Origin of the sequence: Stenotrophomonas sp. SKA14, from assembly GCF_000158575.1 — a bacterium.
In the GTDB taxonomy this organism is placed as follows: Bacteria; Pseudomonadota; Gammaproteobacteria; order Xanthomonadales; family Xanthomonadaceae; genus Stenotrophomonas; species Stenotrophomonas forensis.
The window spans coordinates 2,822,531-2,846,857 of record NZ_DS999412.1 but is presented as its reverse complement, the minus strand read 5'-3'; the positions used below and the strand labels follow the sequence as shown (position 1 = coordinate 2,846,857).

The 24,327-nt window shown below is 67.0% G+C and carries 21 protein-coding genes; 12 read left to right on the top strand and 9 right to left on the bottom strand.

What is annotated here, in order from left to right:
* The first annotated feature begins 16 nt into the window (after positions 1-16).
* Positions 17-3,352, top strand: coding sequence for a PAS-domain containing protein (locus SSKA14_RS12885; protein ID WP_008265883.1), 3,336 nt, complete (start codon positions 17-19; stop codon positions 3,350-3,352).
* Between the two features lie 4 nt (positions 3,353-3,356).
* On the opposite strand, the gene SSKA14_RS12880 is transcribed toward SSKA14_RS12885, so the two are convergent.
* Positions 3,357-4,031, bottom strand: a complete 675-nt coding sequence (locus tag SSKA14_RS12880) for a response regulator transcription factor (protein ID WP_040007687.1) — start codon at positions 4,029-4,031, stop codon at positions 3,357-3,359.
* Between the two features lie 129 nt (positions 4,032-4,160).
* On the opposite strand from SSKA14_RS12880, the gene SSKA14_RS12875 reads away from it, so the two are divergent.
* Complete coding sequence (locus tag SSKA14_RS12875) at positions 4,161-5,807, top strand: fatty acid--CoA ligase (protein WP_008267041.1); 1,647 nt, start codon at positions 4,161-4,163, stop codon at positions 5,805-5,807.
* Between the two features lie 70 nt (positions 5,808-5,877).
* Here SSKA14_RS12875 and SSKA14_RS23980 read toward each other — a convergent pair whose 3' ends face one another.
* The 3 genes from SSKA14_RS23980 to SSKA14_RS12860 all read right to left on the bottom strand — a co-directional run bounded on the left by SSKA14_RS23980 (position 5,878) and on the right by SSKA14_RS12860 (position 10,466).
* On the bottom strand, positions 5,878-7,245 hold the full coding sequence (locus tag SSKA14_RS23980) for an SHOCT domain-containing protein (protein ID WP_198283605.1): 1,368 nt from the start codon (positions 7,243-7,245) through the stop codon (positions 5,878-5,880).
* Positions 7,246-7,393: 148 nt separating this feature from the next.
* Positions 7,394-8,866: a hypothetical protein gene (locus tag SSKA14_RS12865; protein ID WP_008267075.1), complete on the bottom strand. Its 1,473-nt coding sequence runs from the start codon at positions 8,864-8,866 to the stop codon at positions 7,394-7,396.
* 25 nt (positions 8,867-8,891) lie between these two features.
* Complete coding sequence (locus SSKA14_RS12860; RefSeq protein ID WP_008266682.1) at positions 8,892-10,466, bottom strand: CocE/NonD family hydrolase; 1,575 nt, start codon at positions 10,464-10,466, stop codon at positions 8,892-8,894.
* A gap of 152 nt (positions 10,467-10,618) precedes the next feature.
* Between SSKA14_RS12860 and SSKA14_RS12855 the strand changes: the two genes are divergently transcribed.
* Together SSKA14_RS12855 and SSKA14_RS12850 are read left to right on the top strand one after the other, a co-directional pair.
* The gene (locus SSKA14_RS12855; RefSeq protein ID WP_040007684.1) at positions 10,619-11,923 is read left to right on the top strand and encodes a hypothetical protein; all 1,305 of its coding nucleotides are present in this window, start codon (positions 10,619-10,621) and stop codon (positions 11,921-11,923) included.
* Positions 11,924-12,213: 290 nt separating this feature from the next.
* Positions 12,214-12,954: a DNA/RNA non-specific endonuclease gene (locus SSKA14_RS12850; RefSeq protein WP_008266327.1), complete on the top strand. Its 741-nt coding sequence runs from the start codon at positions 12,214-12,216 to the stop codon at positions 12,952-12,954.
* Between the two features lie 56 nt (positions 12,955-13,010).
* Here SSKA14_RS12850 and SSKA14_RS12845 read toward each other — a convergent pair whose 3' ends face one another.
* Positions 13,011-14,033: an NAD(P)-dependent alcohol dehydrogenase gene (locus tag SSKA14_RS12845; RefSeq protein ID WP_040007683.1), complete on the bottom strand. Its 1,023-nt coding sequence runs from the start codon at positions 14,031-14,033 to the stop codon at positions 13,011-13,013.
* A gap of 70 nt (positions 14,034-14,103) precedes the next feature.
* On the opposite strand from SSKA14_RS12845, the gene SSKA14_RS12840 reads away from it, so the two are divergent.
* Together SSKA14_RS12840 and SSKA14_RS12835 are read left to right on the top strand one after the other, a co-directional pair.
* A complete protein-coding gene (locus tag SSKA14_RS12840; protein ID WP_198283604.1) occupies positions 14,104-15,105 on the top strand; it encodes a LysR family transcriptional regulator in 1,002 nt (333 codons plus the stop codon).
* 22 nt (positions 15,106-15,127) lie between these two features.
* On the top strand, positions 15,128-15,823 hold the full coding sequence (locus SSKA14_RS12835; RefSeq protein ID WP_008267172.1) for an HAD family phosphatase: 696 nt from the start codon (positions 15,128-15,130) through the stop codon (positions 15,821-15,823).
* Between the two features lie 7 nt (positions 15,824-15,830).
* Here the strand turns inward: SSKA14_RS12835 and SSKA14_RS12830 are convergent, their stop codons facing one another.
* From SSKA14_RS12830 to SSKA14_RS12815, 4 genes are all read right to left on the bottom strand, one after another.
* Positions 15,831-16,061, bottom strand: coding sequence for a hypothetical protein (locus tag SSKA14_RS12830; protein WP_040007681.1), 231 nt, complete (start codon positions 16,059-16,061; stop codon positions 15,831-15,833).
* Entirely contained in the window at positions 16,058-16,483 is a 426-nt protein-coding gene (locus SSKA14_RS12825; protein ID WP_040007679.1) for a VOC family protein, read from the bottom strand. Before SSKA14_RS12825 ends, SSKA14_RS12830 begins: the two co-directional genes overlap by 4 nt.
* Before the next feature lie 10 nt (positions 16,484-16,493).
* Entirely contained in the window at positions 16,494-16,955 is a 462-nt protein-coding gene (locus SSKA14_RS12820) for a helix-turn-helix transcriptional regulator (protein ID WP_008266537.1), read from the bottom strand.
* Between the two features lie 69 nt (positions 16,956-17,024).
* Positions 17,025-18,380: a sigma-54 dependent transcriptional regulator gene (locus tag SSKA14_RS12815; protein WP_040007677.1), complete on the bottom strand. Its 1,356-nt coding sequence runs from the start codon at positions 18,378-18,380 to the stop codon at positions 17,025-17,027.
* A 395-nt stretch (positions 18,381-18,775) separates the two neighbouring features.
* On the opposite strand from SSKA14_RS12815, the gene SSKA14_RS12810 reads away from it, so the two are divergent.
* From SSKA14_RS12810 to SSKA14_RS12785, 6 genes are all read left to right on the top strand, one after another.
* Positions 18,776-19,306, top strand: coding sequence for a hypothetical protein (locus tag SSKA14_RS12810; protein WP_040007675.1), 531 nt, complete (start codon positions 18,776-18,778; stop codon positions 19,304-19,306).
* A complete protein-coding gene (locus SSKA14_RS12805; protein ID WP_008267481.1) occupies positions 19,303-19,920 on the top strand; it encodes a hypothetical protein in 618 nt (205 codons plus the stop codon). The genes SSKA14_RS12810 and SSKA14_RS12805 overlap by 4 nt, the downstream gene beginning before the upstream one ends.
* A 42-nt stretch (positions 19,921-19,962) precedes the next feature.
* The gene (locus SSKA14_RS12800; protein WP_040007673.1) at positions 19,963-21,279 is read left to right on the top strand and encodes a hypothetical protein; all 1,317 of its coding nucleotides are present in this window, start codon (positions 19,963-19,965) and stop codon (positions 21,277-21,279) included.
* Between the two features lie 98 nt (positions 21,280-21,377).
* Positions 21,378-22,082: a C39 family peptidase gene (locus tag SSKA14_RS12795; protein WP_008264928.1), complete on the top strand. Its 705-nt coding sequence runs from the start codon at positions 21,378-21,380 to the stop codon at positions 22,080-22,082.
* Between the two features lie 13 nt (positions 22,083-22,095).
* Positions 22,096-22,845 (top strand): hypothetical protein, encoded by a 750-nt coding sequence (locus tag SSKA14_RS12790; protein ID WP_008265880.1) that lies wholly within the window; start codon positions 22,096-22,098, stop codon positions 22,843-22,845.
* A gap of 46 nt (positions 22,846-22,891) precedes the next feature.
* Positions 22,892-24,229, top strand: a complete 1,338-nt coding sequence (locus tag SSKA14_RS12785; protein ID WP_040007671.1) for a transporter — start codon at positions 22,892-22,894, stop codon at positions 24,227-24,229.
* The last annotated feature ends 98 nt before the right edge of the window (positions 24,230-24,327 follow it).

The following is a 24,327-nucleotide window of genomic DNA, read 5'->3' as shown; positions in this document are numbered from 1 at the left end:
TGCCTACACTGGAGCGATGTTGACGCCTACTGTCGTCCTGTTCGCCTGTATTGCGTGGACCGTACTGCTGTTTGGCGTGGCCCTGTGGGGCGAGCGCCAGGGGCACCGGCTGGCCCGCGCCTGGCCGGCCATCTATGCGCTGTCGCTGGCAGTGCACTGCACCGCATGGACCTACTACGGCGCCGCTTCGCAGGGCCAGCAGTGGGGCTTTCCGATTCCACCGACCCTGGCCGGGATGGCGCTGATCTTCGCCTTCGGCCTGCCCTTCCTGGTGCGGCTGGGACGTCTGGCCAAGCAGCACAACAGTGCCACCATCGCCGACCTGGTGGTGGCGCGGCTGCGCGCAGATCGCGGCCTCGGCTTCACCATCACCCTGGTTGCACTGTTCGGCATCATTCCCTACATCGCGCTGCAGCTGAAAGCCGTCAGCCAGGGCCTCGGTGCATTGCTTGGCGATCGCTTCGCACCGGCCGGCGCGCACCTGGACATGTCGTTCTGGTTCGCGCTGACGATGGCGGCCTTCACCCTGCTGTTCGGCGCGCGCAAGGCATCGGCCACCGAACCGAACAGAGGCATCGTGGTCGCACTGGGCCTGGAGTCACTGTTGAAGCTGGCGGCGCTGCTGGCCATTGGCCTGTATGCGGCATTGTCGGTGCACCGGTCCGGCATGCCGTTGCTGGACAGGATGGCGCAGCTGCCGCCACCGGCCATCGTCCCGGACTACCTCACGATGGTCGCGTTGGGCGCGATCTCCGCCTTCACCCTGCCCCACCAGTTCCATGTCGGGGTGGTGGAGCTGCGCCAGAGCTCGGACCTGAAAACCGCACGCTGGATGTTTCCGGTCTATCTGCTGCTGATCGGCCTGCCCTCGGTGCCGATGGCGCTGTCCGGAGCGGCGCAGCTGCCGGCGTCGGTGACGCCCGACCTGTACGTGCTGGCCTTGCCGCAGGCCGGTGGCCACCACCTGTTGGCGTTGCTGGCTTACCTGGGCAGCCTGAGCGCGGCAACCGGCATGATGATCCTGTCCGGGCTGACCCTGTCGATCATGCTCGGCAACCACGGCTTCGGCTCGCGCCTGATCAGTGGCTTCGAGGGCGGCGTGGCGCATGCCGACCTGCGTCCGCGCGTGCTGGCGTTCCGCCGTGCCGGCATCCTGGCCGTGTTCCTGATGTCGTGGCTGTACAGCCGCGCGATGAGCGATACCGAGGCGCTCAGTGATTTCGGCCTGATGTCCTTCACCGCGCTCTCGCAGCTGGCGCCGGCGGTGCTGCTGGCGGTGTACCGCCCACGCACGCCCTCGCCGGCCATCGTTGCGGGCATCGTGCTGGGTTCACTGGCCTGGTTGTGGCTGGTACTGCTGCCGATGGTGCTCCCTGCCCCTGCACCGGCCGCCAGCGTCGAGGGCCTGCACTGGCTTACGGTGGTCTCGCTGCGGATGCAGCCCGGCCACATCGCCATCAGCATGGGCGCGAGCCTGGCGGTCAACCTGCTCACCGTTGCCCTGGTATCGCGGGCGGTGCGCCCTTCGCTGCCGCGTCGGCGCGACGCGGTGGCAGCGGCCTCGCTGCGGAAGACCGCCGGCCGCTTCCTCGGCCAGGAGCGTGCGCGCCAGTTGATGGCGGGAGATGCCGGGCAGCTGCTGGATGACGACCGGGTCACTGCCGTCGAACGTGAGCTGACCGCCGTGGTAGGTGCCGGCATGGCGCGCCTGCTGGTCGAGGCCGCCCGCGACGGCGGCGCCGCGCCACTGGAAGCGGTGACCCGTGCCGTCGGCGAAGCGACCCAGGTACTGCGCTTCAACCAGCGCCTGCTTGAAGCCGCGCTGGAAAACATGAGCCAGGGCATCAGCGTGGTCGACGCGCAGCTGCAGCTGGTGGCCTGGAACAGCCGTTACGCTGCATTGTTCCGCTTTCCACCAGAACTGCTGCAGGTCGGGCAGCCGGTGGTCAACCTCACCGCCTGGGCACTGGCGCAGCTGAAGATCGGCGAGGGCCCCGCTGACTCTCCGCAGCAGGCACTGCAGCGGCGCGTCGCGCACATGCAACGCGGCACCCCGCACCTCTCCGAGCGGGTCTTCCCGGACAACACCATCGTCGAGATCCGAGGCAACCCGATGCCCGGTGGCGGCTACGTAGCCACCTTCACCGATGTCACCGCGTTCCGTCGCACCGAGGATGCACTGAAGCGCAGCAACGAAACACTGGAGCGCCGCGTGCAGGACCGTACCGCCCGGCTGCAGCAGGCGGTGCAGGATGCCGAGCGCGCGAATGCGGCCAAAACCCGGTTCCTGACCGCCGTCGGCCACGATCTGATGCAACCCCTGCACGCGGCACAGCTGCTGACCGATGCCATGTCGCAGCACATCGAATCCTCCTTTCTGGACAGTTTCCTGCGCCAGATCCGCGGTGCGCTGGATTCCACCGATGACCTGCTGTCCGGCCTGCTGGACATTTCGCGGCTGGAAGCCGGCGGGCTGGTGGCCGATCCGCGCCCGTTCGCACTTTCAACCGTGCTGGACCCGCTGGCGCAGGAATTTTCGGTACTGGCTGCGGCGCGCGGCCTGCAGTTCCGTTACCTGCGCACCCGCGCCTGGGTGCATAGCGATCCGCTGCTGCTGCGCCGCGTGCTGCAGAACTTCCTGGCCAATGCCATACGCTACACCCGGCACGGTGGCGTTCTGCTGGGGGTGCGTCGCCACGGCGAATGCCTGTCCATCGGCGTGCACGACACCGGCCCCGGCATCGCAACCGAGCAGCAGGCGGTGGTGTTCGAGGAATTCCATCGTGTGGACCGCAGCAATGGCCAAGGACTGGGGCTGGGGCTGACCATCGCGCACCGCATCGCGGCCTTGCTGCACGCACCGTTGCAGTTGCGCAGCGCGGTGAATCGCGGTTCGGTGTTCTCGGTCAGCGTGGCGCGCAGTGCAGCACCGGCGACACCGCGGGTCGAACCGCCTGCCAACGCCGGCAGCACCCTCAGGGGCACCCGCGTGCTGGTGGTCGACAACGATGCCGACGCCCTGGCGGCCATGCAGCAGCTGCTGTTGTCCTGGGGCTGCGATGTCATCGCCGTGCGCGGCGCCGAAGGCATCGATGCGTCGGCGCACGATGCGGCACTGTGGCTGTTCGACTACCACCTCGATGACGGCGATACCGGCGTGGCACTGTTCACGCGCCTGGCCGCAGCGCAAGGGCCACGGCCCACGGTGATCCTCAGTGCCGACACCGGCGCCGAGACCCGTGAGGCGGTGCGCGGCGCGGGGCTGTCATTGTTGAGCAAGCCCTTCAGGCCACTGGCGCTGCGCTGGGCGATCAACCACCTGCTGGCCTCTGCCGCAGCGGCAGCGCCCTGAGCAGTCAGCGCTCTGCTGCGTCTTCGATCTGCCGGGAGGGATCGGCCAGGCCCATTTCATGCAGAACGCGGATCGCCTGCGCCCGATTGCGGACTCCCAGCCGCTCCATGATCCGTGTCATGTGCGCCTTGACGGTGCGCAGCTGCACCCCGAGCCGGTCGGCAATCTGCTTGTTGAGCAGGCCTTCGGCCACCAGGCTCAGCACCCGGTACTGATGCGCGGACAGGCTGGCCAGGCGCGCGGCCAGGTCGGCGTCCTTGCTGAACGCCGCTACCCGTGCAACCGGTTCGCGCAGCAGTGAAGGTATCCAGCGTTCGCCTTCCAGCACGGACTGCAGCGCGGACTGCAGTTCGTTCAGGCCTGAGCTCTTGGGCAGGTAGCCGGCGGCGCCGAGGTCGATGGCACGGCGGATCACCTGCGGCTCTTCATTGGCCGAAACGATGATGATCGCCAGCCCCGGCTGCAACGCGCGCAGCGTAGCCAGTCCGGCCAGGCCGTGGTTGCCCGGCATGTGCAGGTCCAGCAGCATCAGGTCGATCGGCTGGCGCTCGAGCACGTCGAGCACGCCGCCCAGTGAATCGGCTTCACTGATCTGCAGGTCGGCCACCGCCTCTTCGGCCGCACGATGCAGGGCCGCTCGGAACAAGGGGTGATCGTCGGCGATGAGCAGGGTTGGCATGTGCAGGCGAGAGTAGCAAATCGCTCTCCCTTGAGGAGGCGTACCTAGGTACGCTGGCGCCGCGTCGGCGTGCGGCTAGTGTGGCGGTATGAAGGGCGGCCACCGATACGTCGTCCACGAGGACACCCCATGTCATTCCCCCCTGCTGCCGGCGCCTCCACCTGTCCGCTGCTGATCAAGCAGCTGCTGCACACGCCACTGGCGGTGAACCCAGGCCAGGAGATTGTCTACGGCGATTCGGTCCGCTTCGACTACCGGACGCTGCAGGCGCGCATCGGCCAACTGGCCGGGCTGTTGGCCTCGCTCGGGGTCCGGCACGGCGATACCGTGGCGGTGATGGACTGGGACAGCAACCGCTACCTGGAGGCCTACTTCGCCGTGCCGATGATCGGCGCGGTGCTGATGATGGTGAACGTGCGTTTGGCCCCCGAACAGATTGCCTACACGCTCAACCACAGCGGCGCGCGGGTGCTGCTCGCCCATCGCGAGTTCCTGCCGATACTAGGCGGCATCGACGAACAGCTGCCGGATCTGCGCACGCGCATCCTGCTGGAGGATACCGCCGGCCCCTTGCCAGAGGGTTTCGTGACCGAGTACGAGGCCGGCCTGCGCGCCGCCCCTGCAGTCACGCAGTTCCCGGACTTCGATGAGAACACCCGTGCCACGGTGTTCTACACCACCGGCACCACCGGCCTGCCCAAGGGAGTCCATTTCAGCCACCGGCAACTGGTTCTGCATTCGCTGACCGGCATGGCCGCGCTGGGCAGTGCGGCCACCCAGGGGCGCCTGCATCGCGGTGATGTCTACATGCCGATCACCCCCATGTTCCATGTGCATGCCTGGGGCCTGCCCTACGTGGCCACACTGCTGGGCATCAAGCAGGTCTACCCGGGACGCTACCTGCCCGCCAACCTGCTGGCACTGATCGCGCGCGAGAAGGTGACCTTCTCGCACTGCGTACCGACCATCCTGCACATGCTGCTGGAGCATCCCGCTGCAGCGGACACCGATCTGGCCCACTGGAAGGTGATCATCGGTGGGGCGGCCCTGCCGCGTGCACTGGCGCAACGGGCACTGGCACGCGGCATCGACATCTTCGGTGGCTATGGCATGTCGGAGACCTGTCCGCTGCTGACCGTCGCCCAGATCGATGCCGAGGCCGTGACCGATGCGGATGAGGCTCTCTCGCTGCGCACCAAGGCCGGCATACCGGTGCCGCTGGTCGAGCTGCGCGTCGTCGACCCGGACATGAACGAGGTTGCCCACGATGGCATTGCCACCGGCGAGGTGGTGGTACGCGCGCCCTGGCTGACCGAAGGCTATCTGCACCATCCGGCGGCGTCCGAGGCGCTGTGGGCGGGCGGCTACCTGCATACCGGGGACATCGGCAACATCGACGAAGGCGGCTACCTGCGCGTGACCGACCGCATCAAGGATGTGATCAAGACCGGCGGCGAGTGGATCTCCTCGCTCGCCCTGGAGGACATCATCGCGCTGCACCCGGCGGTCAGCGAAGTGGCCGTGATCGGAATCACAGACACCAAATGGGGAGAGCGACCGCTGCCACTGGTGGTCAGGAAGGCCGGCAGCGTCGTCACGGAAGCGGAAATCATTGAACTCGTCGCCGCCCGCAGCCGCTCGGGCGATATCTCGCGCTATGCGATTCCAGAACGCGTCAGCTTCGTTGAGTCAATCGAGCGTACCAGCGTGGGCAAGATCAACAAGAAGAAGCTGCGTGGGCTGCATGATCCGGCCGCAGGTGCCCGCGTGGGCTGACCGCGCGTGCCCAGCCGTCCCTGCCTGCAGGGACGGTGGGTCATGTCACGCGCACAACGCCGATCTACCGTCAGGGCGTTTTGCCACTGGAAAGCACGCGCTGCTTGGCGGCCTCGAATTCCGCCTCGGTCAACGCGCCGCTTGCCTTCAGCTCGGCCAGTTGCTTCAACTCATCGGCCAGTGAGCCTGGGCTGCCGCTGCTGGCGCGCGCCTCGTGCTCAACCGGTGCCGGTGGCAGATAAGCCACGGCCTTGGCGCATTGTGTTCCGAGAATATCCAGATCACGGCCGTTGCCGAGCTCCACATACTTCACCTGCCCCTCTTGGCCAAGCACCACGACAAAGGCAGTGGAACCGACGTAGCCACCCATCCGGTTCTTGGCATTGACCGTGCCGCAGGTCCAGTAGCCATCCACCTCTTTCTGGAGCATCGGCCTCCAGCTGCCGCGCAGGAAGCCGTAGGGCATGTCGATACGGGCCGAATCCGGGTCCAGAAGCCGGCCGCGCACCGCATCCTGGGCGATGCGGCGCAGCTGGCCCTGGTCGACATCGGTGCGCTTGTACAGGGTTTCCGCGCCAGGCCAGCGTTCGGTACCGGCCACCAGCGCCGCATAGCGGTCTTCGCCAAGATACTTGTTGATCTGGACCTGCTGTCGGCGCATGACGTCAATGAGATTGCTTCGAGCGCCAGCATCCCATTGGGCCTCGGCGATGCCGAGCTTCAATGCTTCATAGGTCCACTCGGCTTGCCCTGCAGGGCCCACGCTGCTGGCAGCTGTGGCGCAACGGGCGCGCAGGATGGCGCCCTGAGCACCCAGATCCTTGCGATCGCCGAGGGCATTGATGCACGCGCCGTAGTTGCCGCGCGCCGCAGCATCCAGGCTGTTCAACAGCGCTTCCATCCGTGATCTCGAGTTTCCACAGGGCAGCGAGAGATCCGTGCGCGTGCCAGCGCGTTCCACGACAACAGCGACGGTTGCATCGGGAGCGATGCGCCTCAGTGCAGCGCTCAGCACGCTGCTGGACTGGCCGGCAACATCCTGCCCATTGATTGAAAGGATGCGGTCGCCCGGCCGCAGCACGCTGCCACCGTAGGTACCCGTGACGACCGATGCGTCACTGGTGATGGCCGCCAGGCTGCACCGGTCCATCGGCTCGCCAAGCGCACGCAGCTCCTTGGCAGTCGCCTTTGCGTCACTCTTGAGCGAACCGCCCTGTGCCGCACAGGCAAAAGGTGCGGCCAGCGCTGCCGTCAGCAGCAGGGACGCACCAAGCATTCCATTTTTCATTGTTCCCCCTGGGATTCCGTTCGTGCTTTGAACAACGGGATTGTAGCTTGCGCGCAGCTGCCGGCGCAGCGGTGTGCTCGATTTCTGGCGGGCGCGGTGCCGCCATAACGCGCCGATCAAGAAACCCGGGTTGCCCTGTACCAGCGACACGTCCAATCGGCGTGGCGCCGATGGTCCTGCACGTCCGTCCCGGAGTGAAAGATGGACGACGACCGCATTGTCATCGGCCCGATCGACACCGGGCGCGACAGGCATGGCGCAACGAGCGCATTCAGAAGGAGTTCCTGCCCGTCAACCGTCAACGGATGAAATCGTCCCGTGCCCCCGTATCGCGCAGGACCCATACCTCAAGTGCCGCAGTATCCCGCATGTCCCCGCCATAGCCTCGATCCGGCAGGTGAGGTTCATTCGAACCCCGTATCCGCCCCCGGAAGACCTTCATCGGCACCGAAATCCTGGCAAGGCCGCTTGGCAGCATTTCCGGCCTCACGTCCATGTAGAGGCTGTCGGCGGACGTCTCGACGCCCACCTGCACCGCGCCCAATCGTTTCCAAAGATCCAGCGCATCCAGGCAGGCCGAACCACAGGCGGCGTCGGCCACGATCACCACCCTGCCCTTGCGCGTGGATACGACCTGGTATTCCGAGGGCATTGCAGTTGCCTCCGGCGGCTCACGCCACAGGGCTTCCCCCCGCCCGCGTGCCTGTGCCATTCCCGCTGTCACGGATTCCAGCATGCGAACCAGCTCCGGCGATGCATCCGGCGCCTGCTCCAGCTTCTGCAGGAAGCCGCGCAGCTGCGCGATGTTGGCATCCGACGTCCGCCATTCCACCCAGCTGTGGTCCGGCAGCGCGTCGACTGCGGCACGCCCCCAGATCAATCGCGCCAGCTCGATGCTCCACTGCGACGCGCCACCGGTGTTGCCGCGCACATCCAGCACCACCAGCGGTGCCTGCTGCAGCGGTTCGGGCAGCCGCGCAAGCGCTTCAAGCAGCGCTGTCAGCTCCTTGAAATTCTGCGCCGCCGGATCGGCATTGAAGCTGCTGGTGGTGATCCAGTAGCCGCCCCCGGGCAGAGCGTGCCAACCGTTGGCCGGCCGGAAACTGCGACGGGTATCGGCCAGCCGCTGCGTGCGCTGCGCAGGATCGAGTGGCGCCCACTGCAATGCATAGGTGCTTTCGCGCCCATCGGTGCGGAACATGCAGCTGCGCGGTGTGGGCAGGAAGGGGTTGCCCTGCTCCAGCAGTACTTCGCCACCGCTCTGGATGCGGCTGGCCTGAAGGTTCCAGCGTCCACTGAAGTGGCCCACCCTGCGCACGGCCAGCGTCGCCGCATCGACACCGTCACAGGACAACAGCAGTGCACCCAACGGCGGATGGCCCGGGCCATCGTCCACGCTCATCACCACCTGCGCGTCGCCATCGAAGCCGGTCAGGAAGCCCGGCCACCGCGTCGGCAGCTCCGGCGCTGCGGCACGCGCGTTGAGGCTGACATGGCCATCATTGAACGAGGCGGCGTAACCCTTCATGGCCCACCAGTAGCCGGCGAAGCTGTCGACCGTGTCCGCGCGTGACCGCGCAACGGCCAGCGCGTCCCGCAACTGGACCACGAATCCCGGGTTCTGCCGGTCCACCGAGCCGGGATGACTGCCGCGCATCGCCGCGTCGGCAGCATCCAGGTCGGTCAACAGCGTGCCCCGCCAATCCGTCGCTGCGTCTGCCGCGCCTGGCGCAACAAGCCCCGCTGCCAGCAGCAGCCACGCGATGGTCATGGGTCCATCCCTGCCCAGGCCAGTTTCAATGCAACGGCACCTTCAATACCGAGGGCGCGTTGGCCGGCGAGCTGAAGGTCACCGTTCCCCCCAGCTGGCTGATGCCGGCGTAGCGCAGGTCCACGGTGTCGACCACCAGGGTCAGGCGGCTGCCGGCCGGCAGGTTCCAGCTGCTCGCTTCCAGGCGCAGGTCGAGTGTCTTCGGTTGCCCTGGCGTGGCGCCACGCAGCGTGTACGGCTTGTGGCTGATCAGCTGGCCATTGCCCAGCACATCCTCGGCGTACAGGTAGGCATACAGCGTGGTGTTGGCACGGCTGGGGGTGACGGTCAGGCGCACTTCCGGCGCACCGTCCAGGCGTCGCGCGCTCCACTGCACCGGCCCCTGCCAGACCCCGGCGGCACTACGTCCAACGAACGGCACATAGGCACCGGGTGGCAGGTTGATCATCTGCAGCGCGCCGGAGGCCATCGCCACGCCGGAATTGGCCGCGGTCAGCAGGCCGCTGCCGATGCGGTAGTTCCAGCCGGTCGTGCCGCCCTTTTCGGCGAGGCCGCCGGTCGGCAGCAGCAGGCCCGAGGGTGCGGTCAGCCCGTAGCTGACGGCGCCGTCGCTGGTCGCCTTCCAGTCCGGATAGCGGCTCCAGCTGCCCTTCTGTGACTTCAGCTGCACTGCCGGTTGGCGGTCAATGCCATTGGCCACCGCCTTCAGGTAATGATCGAACCAGTCGCCCACCTGGTTATAGACCTCGTTGGGAATGCCCAGTGCCCCGAACGCTTCGTTGAGCGCATGGTCGCCGTGGCGCAGCTGCAGCTGCTTGGGGCCTTTCAAGCGGTTGAAGAAGTCCACCAGCTGGCCCGGTGGGAACAGGCTGTCGTTGAACGCGTTGGCCAGGAACACCGCCGGCTGGTTGACGTTGATCTCGTCAATGCTGGCCGCAGGACTGCGCTGGGCCGCCACCGGCAGCAGCGAGTCCACTGCGCCCTGGTAATTGCCGACCAGCACATTGCGGTTGATGGTGGCCAGCTCTGCCCCCGGGCGCCCGGTGGCCAATCCGGCCGCTACCAGCAGGGCGATGCCCTGCGCGCTGGGGGTGTCGTTGCTGTACAGCGAGGCCTGCAGATCGGCCCAGCCGCTGAGCGCGGCCACCGCCTTGATGCGCGGATCGCGTGCCGCCGCCAGCAGGCTGGTACCGGCGCCGTAGGAGATGCCCGAAACCCCGATGCGGGCCGGATCGGCGCGGGTGTTGTCCAGCGCCCAGTCAATCAGCGCGCTGACATCCTCGACCGTGGCCGGCCCGGCGATGTCGATGCTGCCGCCGGATTCCCAGAAGCCACGCGAGCTGTAGCTGATGACCACATAGCCGCGCCGTGCCAGCGCCTGCGCCACGCCCACGTACTCGACGCTGGGCACGGCCCAGCTGCTGGGCATCACCAGCAGCGGGTACCGGCCGCTGCCCGCATCCTGCGGTTCGATGACGAAGGCCCCGAGAGGCGTTCCATCCCAGCTGGGAATGGTCCGGTGGGTGGTCTTGACCGTGGCGGCCCAGGCGCCAGGCGCCAGGCCGGTCAGCAGGATCAACAGCAGCAATACCTTGCGCATCGTCGTCTCTCCCCGTCGGTGGTGGTGCAACGGCTCGGACCGTACCAGTGCGAATGGTGGCTGGCACCTTGCGACGCAGCATGACGTTTGCTGCATTGCCCACCCTCTGGATCGATGCTAGAAGCGCTGAATACCAAGGATGGATCGACGTCATGAGGCCACACCTCTTCCTTCTCGCTGCGCTGGCGCTAGGTGCCCTGCGCACCGCGATGGCCAGCGAACAGGAACTATCCGACGCGGCGGCACACACGGTCTTCCAGCACGCCGAACAGCTCTGCGATGGAGACCGGGGCCAGCTATGGGGGCAATCCCTGTGCGGGCCCATGATGCTGGTTGATCCAAAGACCCGGCAGGTCATCGCCTCGCATGCAGACGCACAGGGCATGCTGAAGGAACGTGGCAACGTGTTCGCAGGCCAGCTTCCGGCGGATGCAATCGTCGCCAACACCGCCGTGGACTGGTCGGGTACACGCTGGACGCAGCTGCTCTGGCCGTTGCCGCAGGACGCGTCCCGCCGCAGCACGCTGCTCGCTCACGAAATGTTCCACCGCCTGCAACCGGCGTTGCCCATCATCGCGCCGACCGAGGGCGGAAACGAACACCTGGACACGCTTGAAGGGCGCTACTGGCTGCAGCTGGAATGGCGCGCACTTGCGCACGCACTCGAAGCCACCGATGCGGTGGCACTGCGCAGCGCGATGACGGATGCGCTGGCATTCCGCGCCGAGCGATACCGCCATTTCCCAGCGGCCGCGCAGGAAGAAGCGGCGCTGGAATTGAACGAGGGCCTGGCCGAGTACACCGGTGTGTTCGTCGGCAATCCAACGCCATCGGCACGGATCCAGGCGGCACTGCATGACCTTCGCGCGCACGTTGACGATCGCAGCTTCGTCCGCTCATTCGCCTATGCAACCGGCCCGGCGTATGGCCTGCTGCTGGACCAGGCGGCGCCTGGCTGGCGCCGCGAGCTGGCCCGCCACGCCCGGGATCTCGGTACGCACCTGGCCGAAGCGGCACGCATCCCCATGCAGGTGGATGCGCCCGCGCTGCGCGCCGCTGCCGCGCGCCATGACGGGCCGCTACTGCACGAAGCCGAAACGCTCCGCGAACAACAGCGCCTTGCACAGCTGGAACACAACCGTGCGCGCTTCGTGACAGGCCCGGTCCTGCGGTTGGATCTGCACAGCATGCGCATCCAGTTCAACCCCAACACGATGCAGCCATTGCCGGGCCATGGCACGGTGTATCCAACGATGCGGCTGACCGACACCTGGGGCAGTCTGGACGTCGCTGACGGCGCGCTGATGCAGGGCGACTGGAAGGCCGTATTCGTGCAGGCACCGGCAAGCGCAGACCCGCCGCTACAGGGTCCGGGATGGTCGCTGGCGCTGAAGCCGGGGTGGTCGCTGGTGCCGGGAGCACGCAAGGGTGATTACCTGTTGAAGGCGAACCCCTGACAACGGCCACAGGCATCGCCACGCCCTAGCACGCCTGCGTTTCAGCGACGTCCTCCTCCATCTGACACATTGCCAGTGCTTGCGCGCTGTCACAGCTTCGTCGTTTCGTCATTGACCGAAAGACGCCAGCTTGTGACGCTTACGACACCGCACGGCCTCTGCGGCCCTGTCATCGCGGTCACGTCTCACCGCAGTCCGCAGCACCTCTCTCCGCACCCTCCTTCCCCGACCTCGCACCGGCCTGGTCGTGGCGGACGGCTGCGCCCTGAATCTTCTGCTGGAGCACCGAAATGCGTCTTGCAAGCTTCTTCTTCGCGTTCGTCCTCAGCGCCTTCGCCGGCGCGGCCCAGGCCCAGGTCGTCACCCTCAACAAGGGCGGCTTCGTACTGACCTACGACTGCAGCATCCACAGCGCCACCCGCTACGAATACACGCTCATCGCCGACACCGGCTCGGCTGCGCGTCCGTCCAGCTTCTACAAGGACCCGGACCTGCCGGCAGGTTGCCTCGGCCAGACCAGCACCGCTTCGTATGCCAGCATCCGGTCCGGCTATGACCGCGGCCACCTGGTGACCTCCAACCACATGGATTACGACGCGACCTACATCCGCCGCGCCAACTACATGACCAACATCGTGCCGCAGGTGTCCAGCTTCAACCAGGGCATCTGGGTGAAGGCCGAGAACGTGGCCGAGTGCTACCGCGACATCGCGCCGGTGGACGTCTACGGCGGCGTGGTCTACGGCGACGCCTCCAACGACTACTTCCTGGCCAGCCATGGCATCCCGACGCCGGAATTCTTCTGGAAGACCATCATTACCCGCGACCCGAACACCGGCACCGCCAAGGCGATCAGCTGGATCATCCCCAATGAAGCCAATCTCGGCAGCCTCGACAACTACCTGGTCACCATCGCCGACCTGGAAGAGCTGCTGGGTGCCAGCTACGTGGCGATCAACGCGCCGGCCTCGCTGAAGAACATGCTGCCGGCCACCACCTGGCCGCAGCCGGCGGGCTGCGACCTGAGCTGACATCCCATCTGCCTGTGCGTGCGCCTCCCGCGCCGCACAGGCGCACTGTCACTCGATCAAGGTTCGTTCACCCGGATCACCACCTTGCCGAACGGCCCCTGCTGGAGCCGTGCGAATGCGGCCAGCACATCGGGAAACGCATGGACTGAATCAATGACAGGCTGGATGCCTGCGCGTTCGATGGCGGCGTTCATCGCCTCGAAGCTTGTGCGATGGCCGACCGAAACTCCCCTCAGCGCGCCACATCGCAACATCAGCGGAAGGGCCGGCACCTGCAGATCACGTCCCTGCAGGAAGCCAATCTGGAGGATCTGGCCACCGATGGCCAGCGCCTGCACGCTCTGCACCAGATTGCCGCCGCCAAGCACCTCCAGCACATGATCGACGCCCCTGCCCTCGGTCAACGCCACTGCACGGGCGGCCCACTCTGGGTCCCTGCCGGTATTGATCCCGGCCCACGCACCCAGTCGCTGCACCTTGTCCAGCTTGGCCTCGCTGCGCGAGGTCACGATGACCTTCGCGCCCAATGCCTGCGCGAACTGCAGGCCGAACAGCGAAACACCTCCGGTGCCCTGCACCAGCACGGTCTGCCCTGCCGCCAGCCGGCCTGTTTCAACCAGTGCGAACCACGCCGTCAGTGCCGCCACCGGCAATGTGGACGCTTGCACATCCGACAGCGACGGCGGCGTTGCGACGGCGACGTCCTCCGGCAGCACCACATACTCGGCCAGCATCCCCGGCAGCGGTCCGCCCAGGGAGAGACCGTGCTGGAGGATCGCATCGGGCGGCGGCCCATCAAGCCACTGCGTCCAGAAATTGCCCATCACCCGCTGGCCCACGCTGAAGCGGCGCACGCCCTCGCCAACGTCGACGACCTCTCCGGCCATATCCGATGCCGGCACGAAGTGCGCAGGCAGGGGGGCCGGAAGCAGCGCGCCGTCCACCATCAGGGCGTCGCGATAGTTGAGGGAGACCGCTCCTACCCTGACCAGCACCTCCCCAGGCCCGGGCGTTGGCAGCGGGCGCTGAACGCAACGGAGTCGGGCAACTCCCGGACCGGTCAATTCCCAGGCATTCATCGTTGAAGTGGACACAGCGCTTCTCGTAACGGCGCGGAAGTGCGCCCATCCAGTCTATTGACGCCCTGAAGTGATCAGTTGCGGAATATTCGATCTAGACTGGAGCCATCATTTCCACAATCAAGACGTCATGACCACGTACAGTGCGGCGCGGCTGCAGGGCATCAGCGTATTCGTGCAGGCCGTGGATGCCGGCAGCTTCACCGCTGCAGGGCTCCGCATGGGCCTGAGCAAGTCCGCCGTGGGCAAGAGTGTGGCGACCCTTGAGCGGCGGCTGGGTACGCGCCTGCTTGATCGCACCACCCGGCGCCTGGCATTGACCGTAGAGGGCGCGGAGTTCTACCAGGTCTGCCGCCGTATCCTGGCGGAACTGGACGAGGCCGAATCCCGTGCCGCATCGCGCCGGCAGGAGCCGGCAGGCATGTTGCGGGTCAGCCTGCCCGTTGCGTTCGGCCAACGTTGGGTAATGCCAATCCTGGTCGCGCTGGCACAGCGTCATTCCGGTCTGCAGCTGGACGTCAGCTTCACCGACCGCGCCGTGGATCTGCTGGAGGAAAACATCGACCTGGCGGTGCGACTGGGAACGCTGGCCGAGAGCAGCTCACTGTCCGCGCGCGCACTGGGACATCAACACTCGGTGATATGTGCGGCGCCAGCCTATCTGGCTGCGCGCGGCGTACCCCATGACATGGCCGATCTGGCCGGACACGACTGCATCACCTTTGGCAGGCAGGGACATGCGCTGCCCTGGTCAACGCCGGGCCCGGACGGCACGGTCGTCCGCCATCGCATCCAGGGCCGGCATCGCATCAGCGATGGCGAGGCATTGCGATCTGCTCTGCTGGCGGGCCTCGGTATTGGTGAGGCGACCACCTGGCTGGTAGGAGAGGAACTTCGCAGTGGCGAGCTGGTGGGCGTGATTTCGGCAGACAGCACGCCGAGCGGACCCATTCATGCGATCTGGCCCACCACCCGGGACCTTGCTCCGAAGGTACGTGCGGCGGTGGATGCGTTGGTGGATGCGTTCCTGCCCGTCCCCCCGTGGGAAGATAGCCGGCTTGTCGCCCCATGATTGCAATTGCAAGGAGCTGTTGATGTCCCCCTACCCCTTCGATGCCGTGCTGTTTGACTGTGACGGCGTGCTGGTCGATTCCGAGCCGCTGGTGGCCCGCGTGCTCTCCGAGATGCTCACCGAGCGTGGCTGGGCACTGACGCCGGCACAGGCGGGTGAAGTCTTCCTCGGCCAGTCGGTGGCCCATCTGGCCGGCTTGATCGAGGAACGCACCGGCAAGCCGTTCACCGAGGAATGGCTGGAAGAGTTCCGCCTGCAGCGAAACATCGCGCTGGAGCGTGACCTGCAGGCCATCCAGGGCGCGCCGGAGGCGGTGCGTGCGATCGCGGCGGCCACCGGCGGCCGGATTGCGTGTGCCTCCGGCGCCGACCTGCACAAGGTGCAGCTGCAGCTGGGCAAGGTCGGCATCCTCGATGCCTTCGGTGACCACGTCTACAGCGGCCAGGACATGCCGAACACCAAGCCGCACCCGGATGTCTACCTGGCGGCCGCCGCCGCGCTGGGCGTGGACCCGAAGCGCTGCGCGGTGATTGAAGACACCGTGACCGGCGCCACTGCGGGTGTGGCGGCCGGTGCCACCGTGTTCGGCTTCAGCGAAGGTGGCCCGCACCACAGCACGCCGGAGGCGCTGCGCGCGGCCGGCGCCCAGGTCATCTTCCAGCGCATGGAAGACCTGCCGGCCCTGCTTGCCGGCTACGCGGTCGACGCAGTCGCCTGATCCACGCTCAGCCCGCAGCGCCCAGCGAGGCGCTGCGGCGCTTGCCCGCGTAATGCAGCGCGAACAGGTACAGGCCGGTGAACAGCTGCAGGAACAACGGGGGTAGCGGTGAGTAGGTGATCCACGCCGCAGGTTCACCCTGCCCCATCGCGCGCGCCACGAAGTTGGCGATCACTGCCAGGGTGAACACGATCGAGGTCCAACGGTGCACCGGCCGCGCCCAGCCACCGCGACTCATTGACGACGCCTCGCTTCGGAGCGGGCTTCAATCATCTTCCAGCCATTCCCGGACGGATCACGGAATCCGGCGTCGATGGCGCCGAAGCGCTCGACCGGTGCCTGGATGAACTCCACGCCCTTTGCCTGCCATTGCGCATAGCGTGCCTGGCAGTCGTCCACCGCCAGCACCAACGGCGGCATCGCCCCCTTGGCCACCAGCTGCTGCAGCGCCTGCGCCGTAGCTGCGTCATGGGTCGGCGGGCCGGGAACGAACAGGCCAAGCTGGAAACCGTCCTGGCCAGGGCTGCGCACCGTCAACCAGCGGTAGCTGCCATTGCGCACGTCGGTGTGCACCTCGAAACCGAGCGTGCCGACGTAGAATTCGAGTGCTTCATCCTGGTCGCGTACATACAGGCCGACCGTGTTCACGGTATTCGTCATGGGACCTCCCTCAGGTGCGGTCCACGTTAGCAACGGCCTGGCGGCGGCGCTTCTCCAAAACTGCGATGTTGAGGTCAGGCCGCTTCGCCGCTCGCACGTGGCATTCGGGCACGCTCCCCGCCACGGCGTGCCCTGCACGCTCGCGATCACGCACGTTGCCGGGACTGTCACCGGTGATGTCGCGGAAGATCCGGCCGAAGGTGCCCAGGCTGGTCCAGCCCGTCTGCGCCGCGATCTCGGTGATCGCCAGCTCGGTCTCGCGCAGCAGCGCCACCGCCCGTTCGATGCGCCGGCTGAGCAGGTAACGGTGCGGTGGCAGGCCGAAGGCCTGCTTGAAGGAGCGCGCGAAGTGGGCGGGAGAGACCGCGCTGACCTTGGCCAGGCGGGCAACCGGCCAGTCTTCATGGCTGGCTTGGTCCATCCGGTCCTTGGCGCGCAGCAGGCGGCGCAGCAGTTCGGGGCTCTGGTTCATTCGCACAGGGCAAAGGGCGGCGGTCGTTGGCCGCAGACTGGGTGGTACGGGCGGCGGCGTCAACCCGGTTCAGCGCTGCGCGGGCAGCTCCAGCCGGTGCTTGCGACACAGCCGGTACACCGTCACCCGCGAGATCTGCATCTGCCGTGCGCACTCGGACACGTTGTAGCCGGTGTGGCGCAGCGTCTGCAGCAGTACATCGCGTTCGGCCTGGCCGCGCGCATCGTGCAGCATCGCGCTGGGCAGCGCCTCTGCCGGTTCGCCCAGTTCAAGGTCACGCTCGCTGATCAGCTCGCCCTCGGCCATGATCGCCGCCCGTTGCACGCGATTGAGCAGTTCGCGCACATTGCCGGGCCAGCCAAAGCGCCGCATTGCCTGGCTCGCAGTGGGCGAGAAGCCACGAGCGCGCACCGTGTGGCGCCGCCGGAAGCAACGCAGGAAGTGCTCGGCCAGCAGCAGTACATCGGCGCCGCGCTCGCGCAGCGGCGGCATCAGCAGGCGCAGTACGTTGAGCCGGTAATAGAGATCGCTACGGAACCGTCCCTGCGCCACGGCCTGTTCCAGTTCCACGTGGGTCGCGGCCAGCACGCGGACATCGGCACGCAGCGACTGGCTGCTGCCGACACGCTCGAACGTCCCCTCCTGCAACACCCGCAGCAGGCTGGTCTGCGCCTCGGCGGGCAGATCGCCCACTTCATCCAGGAACACGGTGCCGCCCTGCGCGGATTCGAACACGCCGATCTGGCGCTTGTCGGCGCCGGTAAAGGAGCCGCGCTCGTGCCCGAACAGTTCCGACTGCACCAGATTGGTCGGAATCGCACCACAGTTCACTGCGATGAAAGGCTTGCCGGCACGCCCGGACAGCGCATGCAGCGCATGCGCGGCCAGCTCCTTGCCGGTGCCCGTTTCGCCGGTGACCAGTACCGGAAGCTCCACCGGTGCGAACTTGTGCAGTACCGTGCGCACCGCATGCAGCGCCGGGCTTTCGCCGATCAATGCGCGTGGCCCCTGCCCTGCGCAGGCCTCGTCGGTGGGTGGATCATCCGCCTCGAACTGGCTGCGCATCGCGCAGACCAGGTCCTGCAGGCCGAATGGCAGGGTGAACCGTGCAGGACAGTGCTGCAGCACGGGCAACCATGCCGACGGTGTGGCGCCTGCGCCTGGCGGCAGCACTGCCAGCCAGGGCAGATGCAGGTGCTGTTCGATCCATGGCGCAAGCAGCTGCAACGCCGTTGCGTCCAGGTGGCGAAGATCGAGCACGGCCAGCAATCGATCACGGCCGCGCAGCCCGATCGCCATGGCAGGGTCGGGTTGAATGCTGCGCACGTACCAGCCTGCGGCCGCGAGCGCACTGCGCTCGTTCGGCAGCGGCTGGCCAAACCACAGCACACAGCGCGAGCTTGAAGCTTCCGGGACCGCCGCCATGCTTCCCCCAGCATCCGGACACCGTCGGCGGGCTGTCAGTCGATCGTCGGCGTGCCGCCCTCCGCCGGGACTTCCACGGCCACCTCGGCGGCCTTTGTTGGGCGGATCCTAGCGCCGCGCTAAACGGCGGCGCAATGAGCAGCGCGTCAAGAAATCACCGGCTGAAGCGGCACCGTTGCAGTCCGCGACGGCACCTGTAACAACAATGCGACAGTCGCCCGTCCCCTTGCCCTGTGGCGCCTGCGGGTTGCGCAATCCCAACAATTTCCCGACGCCGCTGTAACGCCCCGGCAGCACCCCACCTTGCCGCACCGCCGGCATCGGTTGCTGCACCAGCCTTTGGCAGTTGGCACGGTTGATGCGTGGTTCCGCCGCACCCATCGCGGGAGATCGGCATGGACGGCACCACCCTGATTCGTGGCCTGGCTGCATCGCTGGCCCTTGCCCTGCTGGCCGTCGCCACAGGTGCAGGCGCGTCCGGCGCCCGCCAGGGGGTGAAGGCACAACCGGGCGAAATAGTCCTGTTGCGCGATGTCGCGGCCCGGCCAGCCTACCGCATGGCGCCACCGGGCATCGCGCTGATCGCCGATCCGAAGCCGCAGCGTGAGGTCGCCGCGGCGCTCGGAAGCGGTGACCCGGCCTCCGGAATGGATGAGCTCAGCGATGCCGACTACGCGGGAATGGGGGCAGGCCATAGCACTCCCACGGCGACACCGGGCGGTACCACCGTTGAACGTGTTACCCAGCAGGCCCTGGGCGGCACGCTGGGCCGCAACGGCGACGGCATGGTCGGCAGCAGTCTTGGCGGCGCAATGAGTGGCCCGCTGGGCGCGGTCGGCAACAGCACTCGTGGCATCGCCGATACGGTGCGCGGCGCGCTGGGCCAGTTCCCGCTGCAGGGCACCGCCCCGGCAGGTGGCAAGTGAAGGCCCTGGCCTGGCCACTGCTGGCGGTGATCGCCGCGCCGCTGTCCGCATCGGCCGACGACTACAGCGGCATGCTCGCGTACCTGGACCTGACCCGCATCGAGGGCCGCGCACTGGCTGGTGCCAGCGGCGCCATCGCGGTGAACCAGGCGGCAGGCGATTTCAACCTGCAGGCCAATCTTCGCGGCATCGCCCGCGCTGAACGCGCCGAAGTGGCCATCAGCGCGCAACAGCTGCAGAACGGCAACCGCGTGCTGTCAGCATCCTTGCATGCCGCCGCGCACATCGGCGGTGAGGCACTGGCAGGCGCCAGCGGCATTGCTTCGATCAACCAGGCCAGCGGCAGTGCCAACACGACGCTCAACGTCGTCAGCGCGACGCTGGCCCGACAGGGCATACGCGAAACCGACGACACGGCCCTGGCCGCCGAAGGTTCCGCGTTGGCAGGGGGGCGGGACGGCGTCGATCGCGGCGCTGCGACCGGAACCCGCAGCGCCGGTGTAGCCAGCACCGCACTGCGGGGATTCGACGGGGTCCTGCAACTCAATCAGATCGCGGGCAGCGGCAACGACACGGCCAACGTACTGGGCCTGGTCGTGCAGGACCGCCCGTGACAACCACCCACCGATGCACCATCCGATGAGAGAGAGGGCACCATGAAAGCGACCGTCAAACGGACCATGCTCGCCATGGCGATTGCCACTGCCTCGACCGCCGCTGCGGCCAATGGCTGGGACAACCAGAACGCCAACGCGAACATCAACCACAACCACACCGTCAGCGAAACCCGCAACGACACCCACAATCACACCGACAACGACGTACGCAACCGCACCGTCAACGTCAATGTGCAGAAGCACAGCACCATCCAGGCCGACGAACGCAAGGAAAAGAACAATCACGGCGTCGACGTGAACCTGGAAAAGGATCTGCGCCTGAGCACCGACGTCAATTTCTCCGGTGACCCGACCATCACCGGCGACATCGACCTTGATTCGGCGGCCATCGCGGTGATCGACAACCGCCAGTCGATCAGCAACAACGCCACCAGCAACAGCCTGGTCACCAACCGTGCCTCGATCGGCGACAGCGTAGGCGCAGGCGCGTCCGGCAATCTCGGCTTCAACGTGGTGTCCGGCGACAACAACGCGCAGGACAACGCCGCATCGCTGTCGGCGGCGGATGCGTCCTTCAGCTTCGGCATGGCCGACGCAGAGGTATTCGTCAACCAGGCCGGGTTCGGCAACGTCACCCAGAACGCCGGCGTCACCAATGCGGCCACGCTTGGCGGCAATGCCTTCGGCGGTGCCTCGGGCAACATCGGCGTGAACATCGCGTCGGGCAACAACAACGAGCAGAAGAACGCACTGGCCGCCTCGGTGGCGACCACCGCCGTGGCCCAATCCAGCATCAGCTCCAACCAGGTCTCCACCGGCAACACCGTCAGCAACGCCGGCTTCGTGCAGTCCTACACCGACACCGTACAGGTGGGCATGCGCGGCAGCGTCAGCGGCCTGACCCTGGGCTACGGCGCCGGCACCTATCGCGGCACCGGCAATGCCTACCAGATGGCCAACTACTACCTGGATACCTGGAACGGCGCACTGCCGCATCCGGGTGGCAACAGCACCGGCCACATCGACCTGGACAACGAGATCCAGAACGCCACGATGAACCCCAACCGGCCGGGGGTGGGCGGCCTGGGCTTCGACACGCGTGAGAGCGGTACCAGCCAGTTCGTCGAGCTGGGCGTGGCCGATCTGTATGCCAGCCTCAGCGGCACGGTCAGCACCACGCGCTGGGTCAACGTCGATGCCACCAACACCTCAGCGTTGTCGGGCAGTGCCTTCTCCGGCGCCTCCGGCAACATCGGCGTGAACGTGGCATCGGGCACCGGCAACCTGCAGGCCAACAGCCTCGCCCTGGCCGTCGCCCAGCCCAGCACCGGCGGCGGTGGTGGCAGCGGCGAGTAAGCGCAACACCCCGGCCATCCGCCAATGACCGGGTTCCGGGAGCCCCTGTCCCTCCTCCCCCTTGGAACAGGGGCTCCCCCCTGCTGCCGGAGAACGCGATGTTCCGCTGCCGACCTTCAATCTGGCTGCTGGCGTGCCTGTTGCTGCTGGGCATCAACCCCGCGTGGGCGGGCGAGGTGCGCTTCAGCGGGGTACTGCCCAATGGCGCCCTGCTGCAGCAGAAAGTGGAGAGCATGCAGGAGCGGCGCTACCGCAACGTGGTGCGCCAGCACACCGATTACAGCTGTGGCGCGGCCGCACTGGCCACCATCCTGCGCCATGCCTACCACCTGGACACCGACGAGGCGACGGTGATCCAGGGAATGATGGGGGTTTCCGACCCGGCACTGGTGGCCGAGCGCGGCTTCTCGCTGCTGGACATCAAGCGCTATGTCGAATCACTGGGCATGCGCGGGCGCGGCTACCGCATCGACGAAGCCCGCCTGCGTACCCTGCGCGTGCCCGGGCTGGTGCTGATGGACGTGCGCGGTTTCCGCCATTTCGTGGTCCTCAAGCAAGTGCGCGAGGGCATCGTCGAAGTGGCCGATCCGATCCTCGGAAACCGCAGCCTGGCACTGCCGGACTTCCTCGCCGCCTGGCCGTCACGCGCCGTGTTCGTGGTGATCGGCAGTGATTTCGATCGCAACACGGTACTGCTGCAACCCAGCGAACGGCCCAGTGCCCGCGCGCTCTATGCGCGGCAGGGGCCGATCACCGATGCCGAGCTGGTCGACTTCGGCTTCAGCCATGCCGACCTGTTCTGAAGGAGGCTTCGCCATGATCCGTCTTCCCCTGTTGATGACCCTGCTGCTGGTGCTTCCTGCGCTGCCGGTGCAGGCGGCAGACGCAGCGCCGGGTCGCGGCCTGAAGGAAATTCCCGACCCCGAACTGAACCTGATGCGCGGCCGCTACACGGTGGGCGGCAACAGCGTTGCCTGGTTCGGGGTGACGATGGTTTCGCAGTGGCAGGCCAGCAATGGCACCGCCCTGCAGGGAACGTTGACCCTGGGCATGGATTTCCGCGGCGGTGGTGCACCCAAGCTCAGCTTCCAGCCCAGAGTGCATGTCACCGCCGCAGACGCGCCGCTGCCTGTCACACCGGGTCGCAGCATCGACAGCAGCGGCCTGGCCAACGTGAGTGGGCTGGTGCAGAGCGTGCAGGTCGCCGGCGATGGCAACGCCGCGCGCAACACCACCACGCTGCTGGTGCGTGACGGCGACGTTCCCGCGATGCAGTCCGATGGCGTGCACTCGGCCAGCACACAGCAGGCCGGGGTCAGCGCCAGCGCCGTGCTCGATGGCAATCAGGCACGCCTGCAGCTGCAGGTGGATGGCCAGGGCCTGGTACAGCAATGGATACGCAATGGCAGCGTCGGCCAGGGCATTGCCCTGGCCGGTGACGGCCAGGCAGCCAGCAACCAGCTGCGGCTGGAGCTGGTACGCAACACCGCGGGCGGCAACCTGCCGTTGAGCCAGAACGTGGCCCAGGCGATTGCGTTGAACCGCGGCATGGGGCCGGGCCAGTAGTACGGCGCGGCATTGGGGGACGCGTTCCACAACGCAGGACACGAACATGCATACCCTTTTGAGGATCACCCCGTTGGCGCTGGCGGCGCTGGCGGGCACCGCCCTCGCCGCGCCGCCGACGGCCGACGACAATGCCGACGTGCAGGCCCTGGCCAACCAGCTGGAACAGCTGAAGAGCAACTATGCGCAGGAAGTCCGGCGCCTGCGCGAGCTCGACATGCAGGTGCAGGCGATGCAGGCGCGATTGAGTGGGCGCACGGGGCCAACCGGGCCGGCAACGGCGGCGGCAACCGGCACGGGCACAGGCACGGGCGCGGAAGTCGAGCATGGCTCGACTCCACAGGCAGCGCCGGGACAGACAGCGCCGGGTGGTGAGGGCTATGCCAGCACCGCTGCTGAAGCACAACAGGCCAGGCAGGAATCGCGGCGCAGCGTGGATGATGTGAAACAGCAGCAATCGGCGCTGTTCTCGCGCCGCTTCACCATCGAAAACAGCCTCACCTACGCCCGCTACGACCGCAAGCAGCTCACCCTCAACGGCTTCCTGGCACTGGATGCGATCTTCCTCGGCAACATCGCCATCGAGAACGTCGAATCCGATTCGCTCACCTACAACCTGGCCGCACGCTGGGGCGTCAGCCCCAACCTCACGCTCAACCTGGACGTGCCGTATCTCGCACGGCGCACGGTGTACCAGAAAGGCGGTGCCGGGGGTGCGGCCGCCGCCATCGCCCAGGAAGAGACCAATGGCAATGGCCTGGGCGATATCGGCCTGAGCGCGAATTACCGCCTGTTCGGTGAGCGCGGCTGGCGGCCGGAAACCGTGCTTACCGCCGGGGTGACCGCACCCACCGGGCGCGCGCCCTACGGCCTGGACTGGAAGGTGATCGAGCGCGACGACGATGACTACATCCGCTTTGCCGTGCCGAAAAAGCAGCCCACCGGCAACGGCGTCTGGCAGGCCAATGTGGGCCTGTCGATGGTCAAGACCGCCGACCCGGCCATCCTGTTCGCCAATCTGGGCTATGTGCATTCGTTCCCGCGCGGCTTCAACGACATCGACAGCAATCCCGACACCGTAAATCCTGGCGATGTGAAGCTCGGCGGCTCGGTGTACTTCGGCGCCGGCGTGGCGTTCGCGTTCAACGAACGCACCAGCCTCAGCCTGTCCTTCAGCGACCGCATCAGCGCCCGCGCCTCGACCCGCTTCCAAGGGGGGAAGTGGATGAAGGTGATCGGCAGCGACGCCAACGCGGCGTCACTGAATCTTGGCGTGACCTACGCGCTGAACCAGCACACCACCCTGGTGACCCTGCTTGGCATCGGCCTGACCCCGGATGCCCCGGACTTCACCCTGGCCTTCAAGATCCCCTACATGCTCTAGCCTCGTGGGCGACGACGGCGCGGCTGTGGCCCGCCGTCGTCGATTCCGCCGTATCGGCGAAGATCCGCGCATTGGCACCGCATTGCGCGTCGATTCGG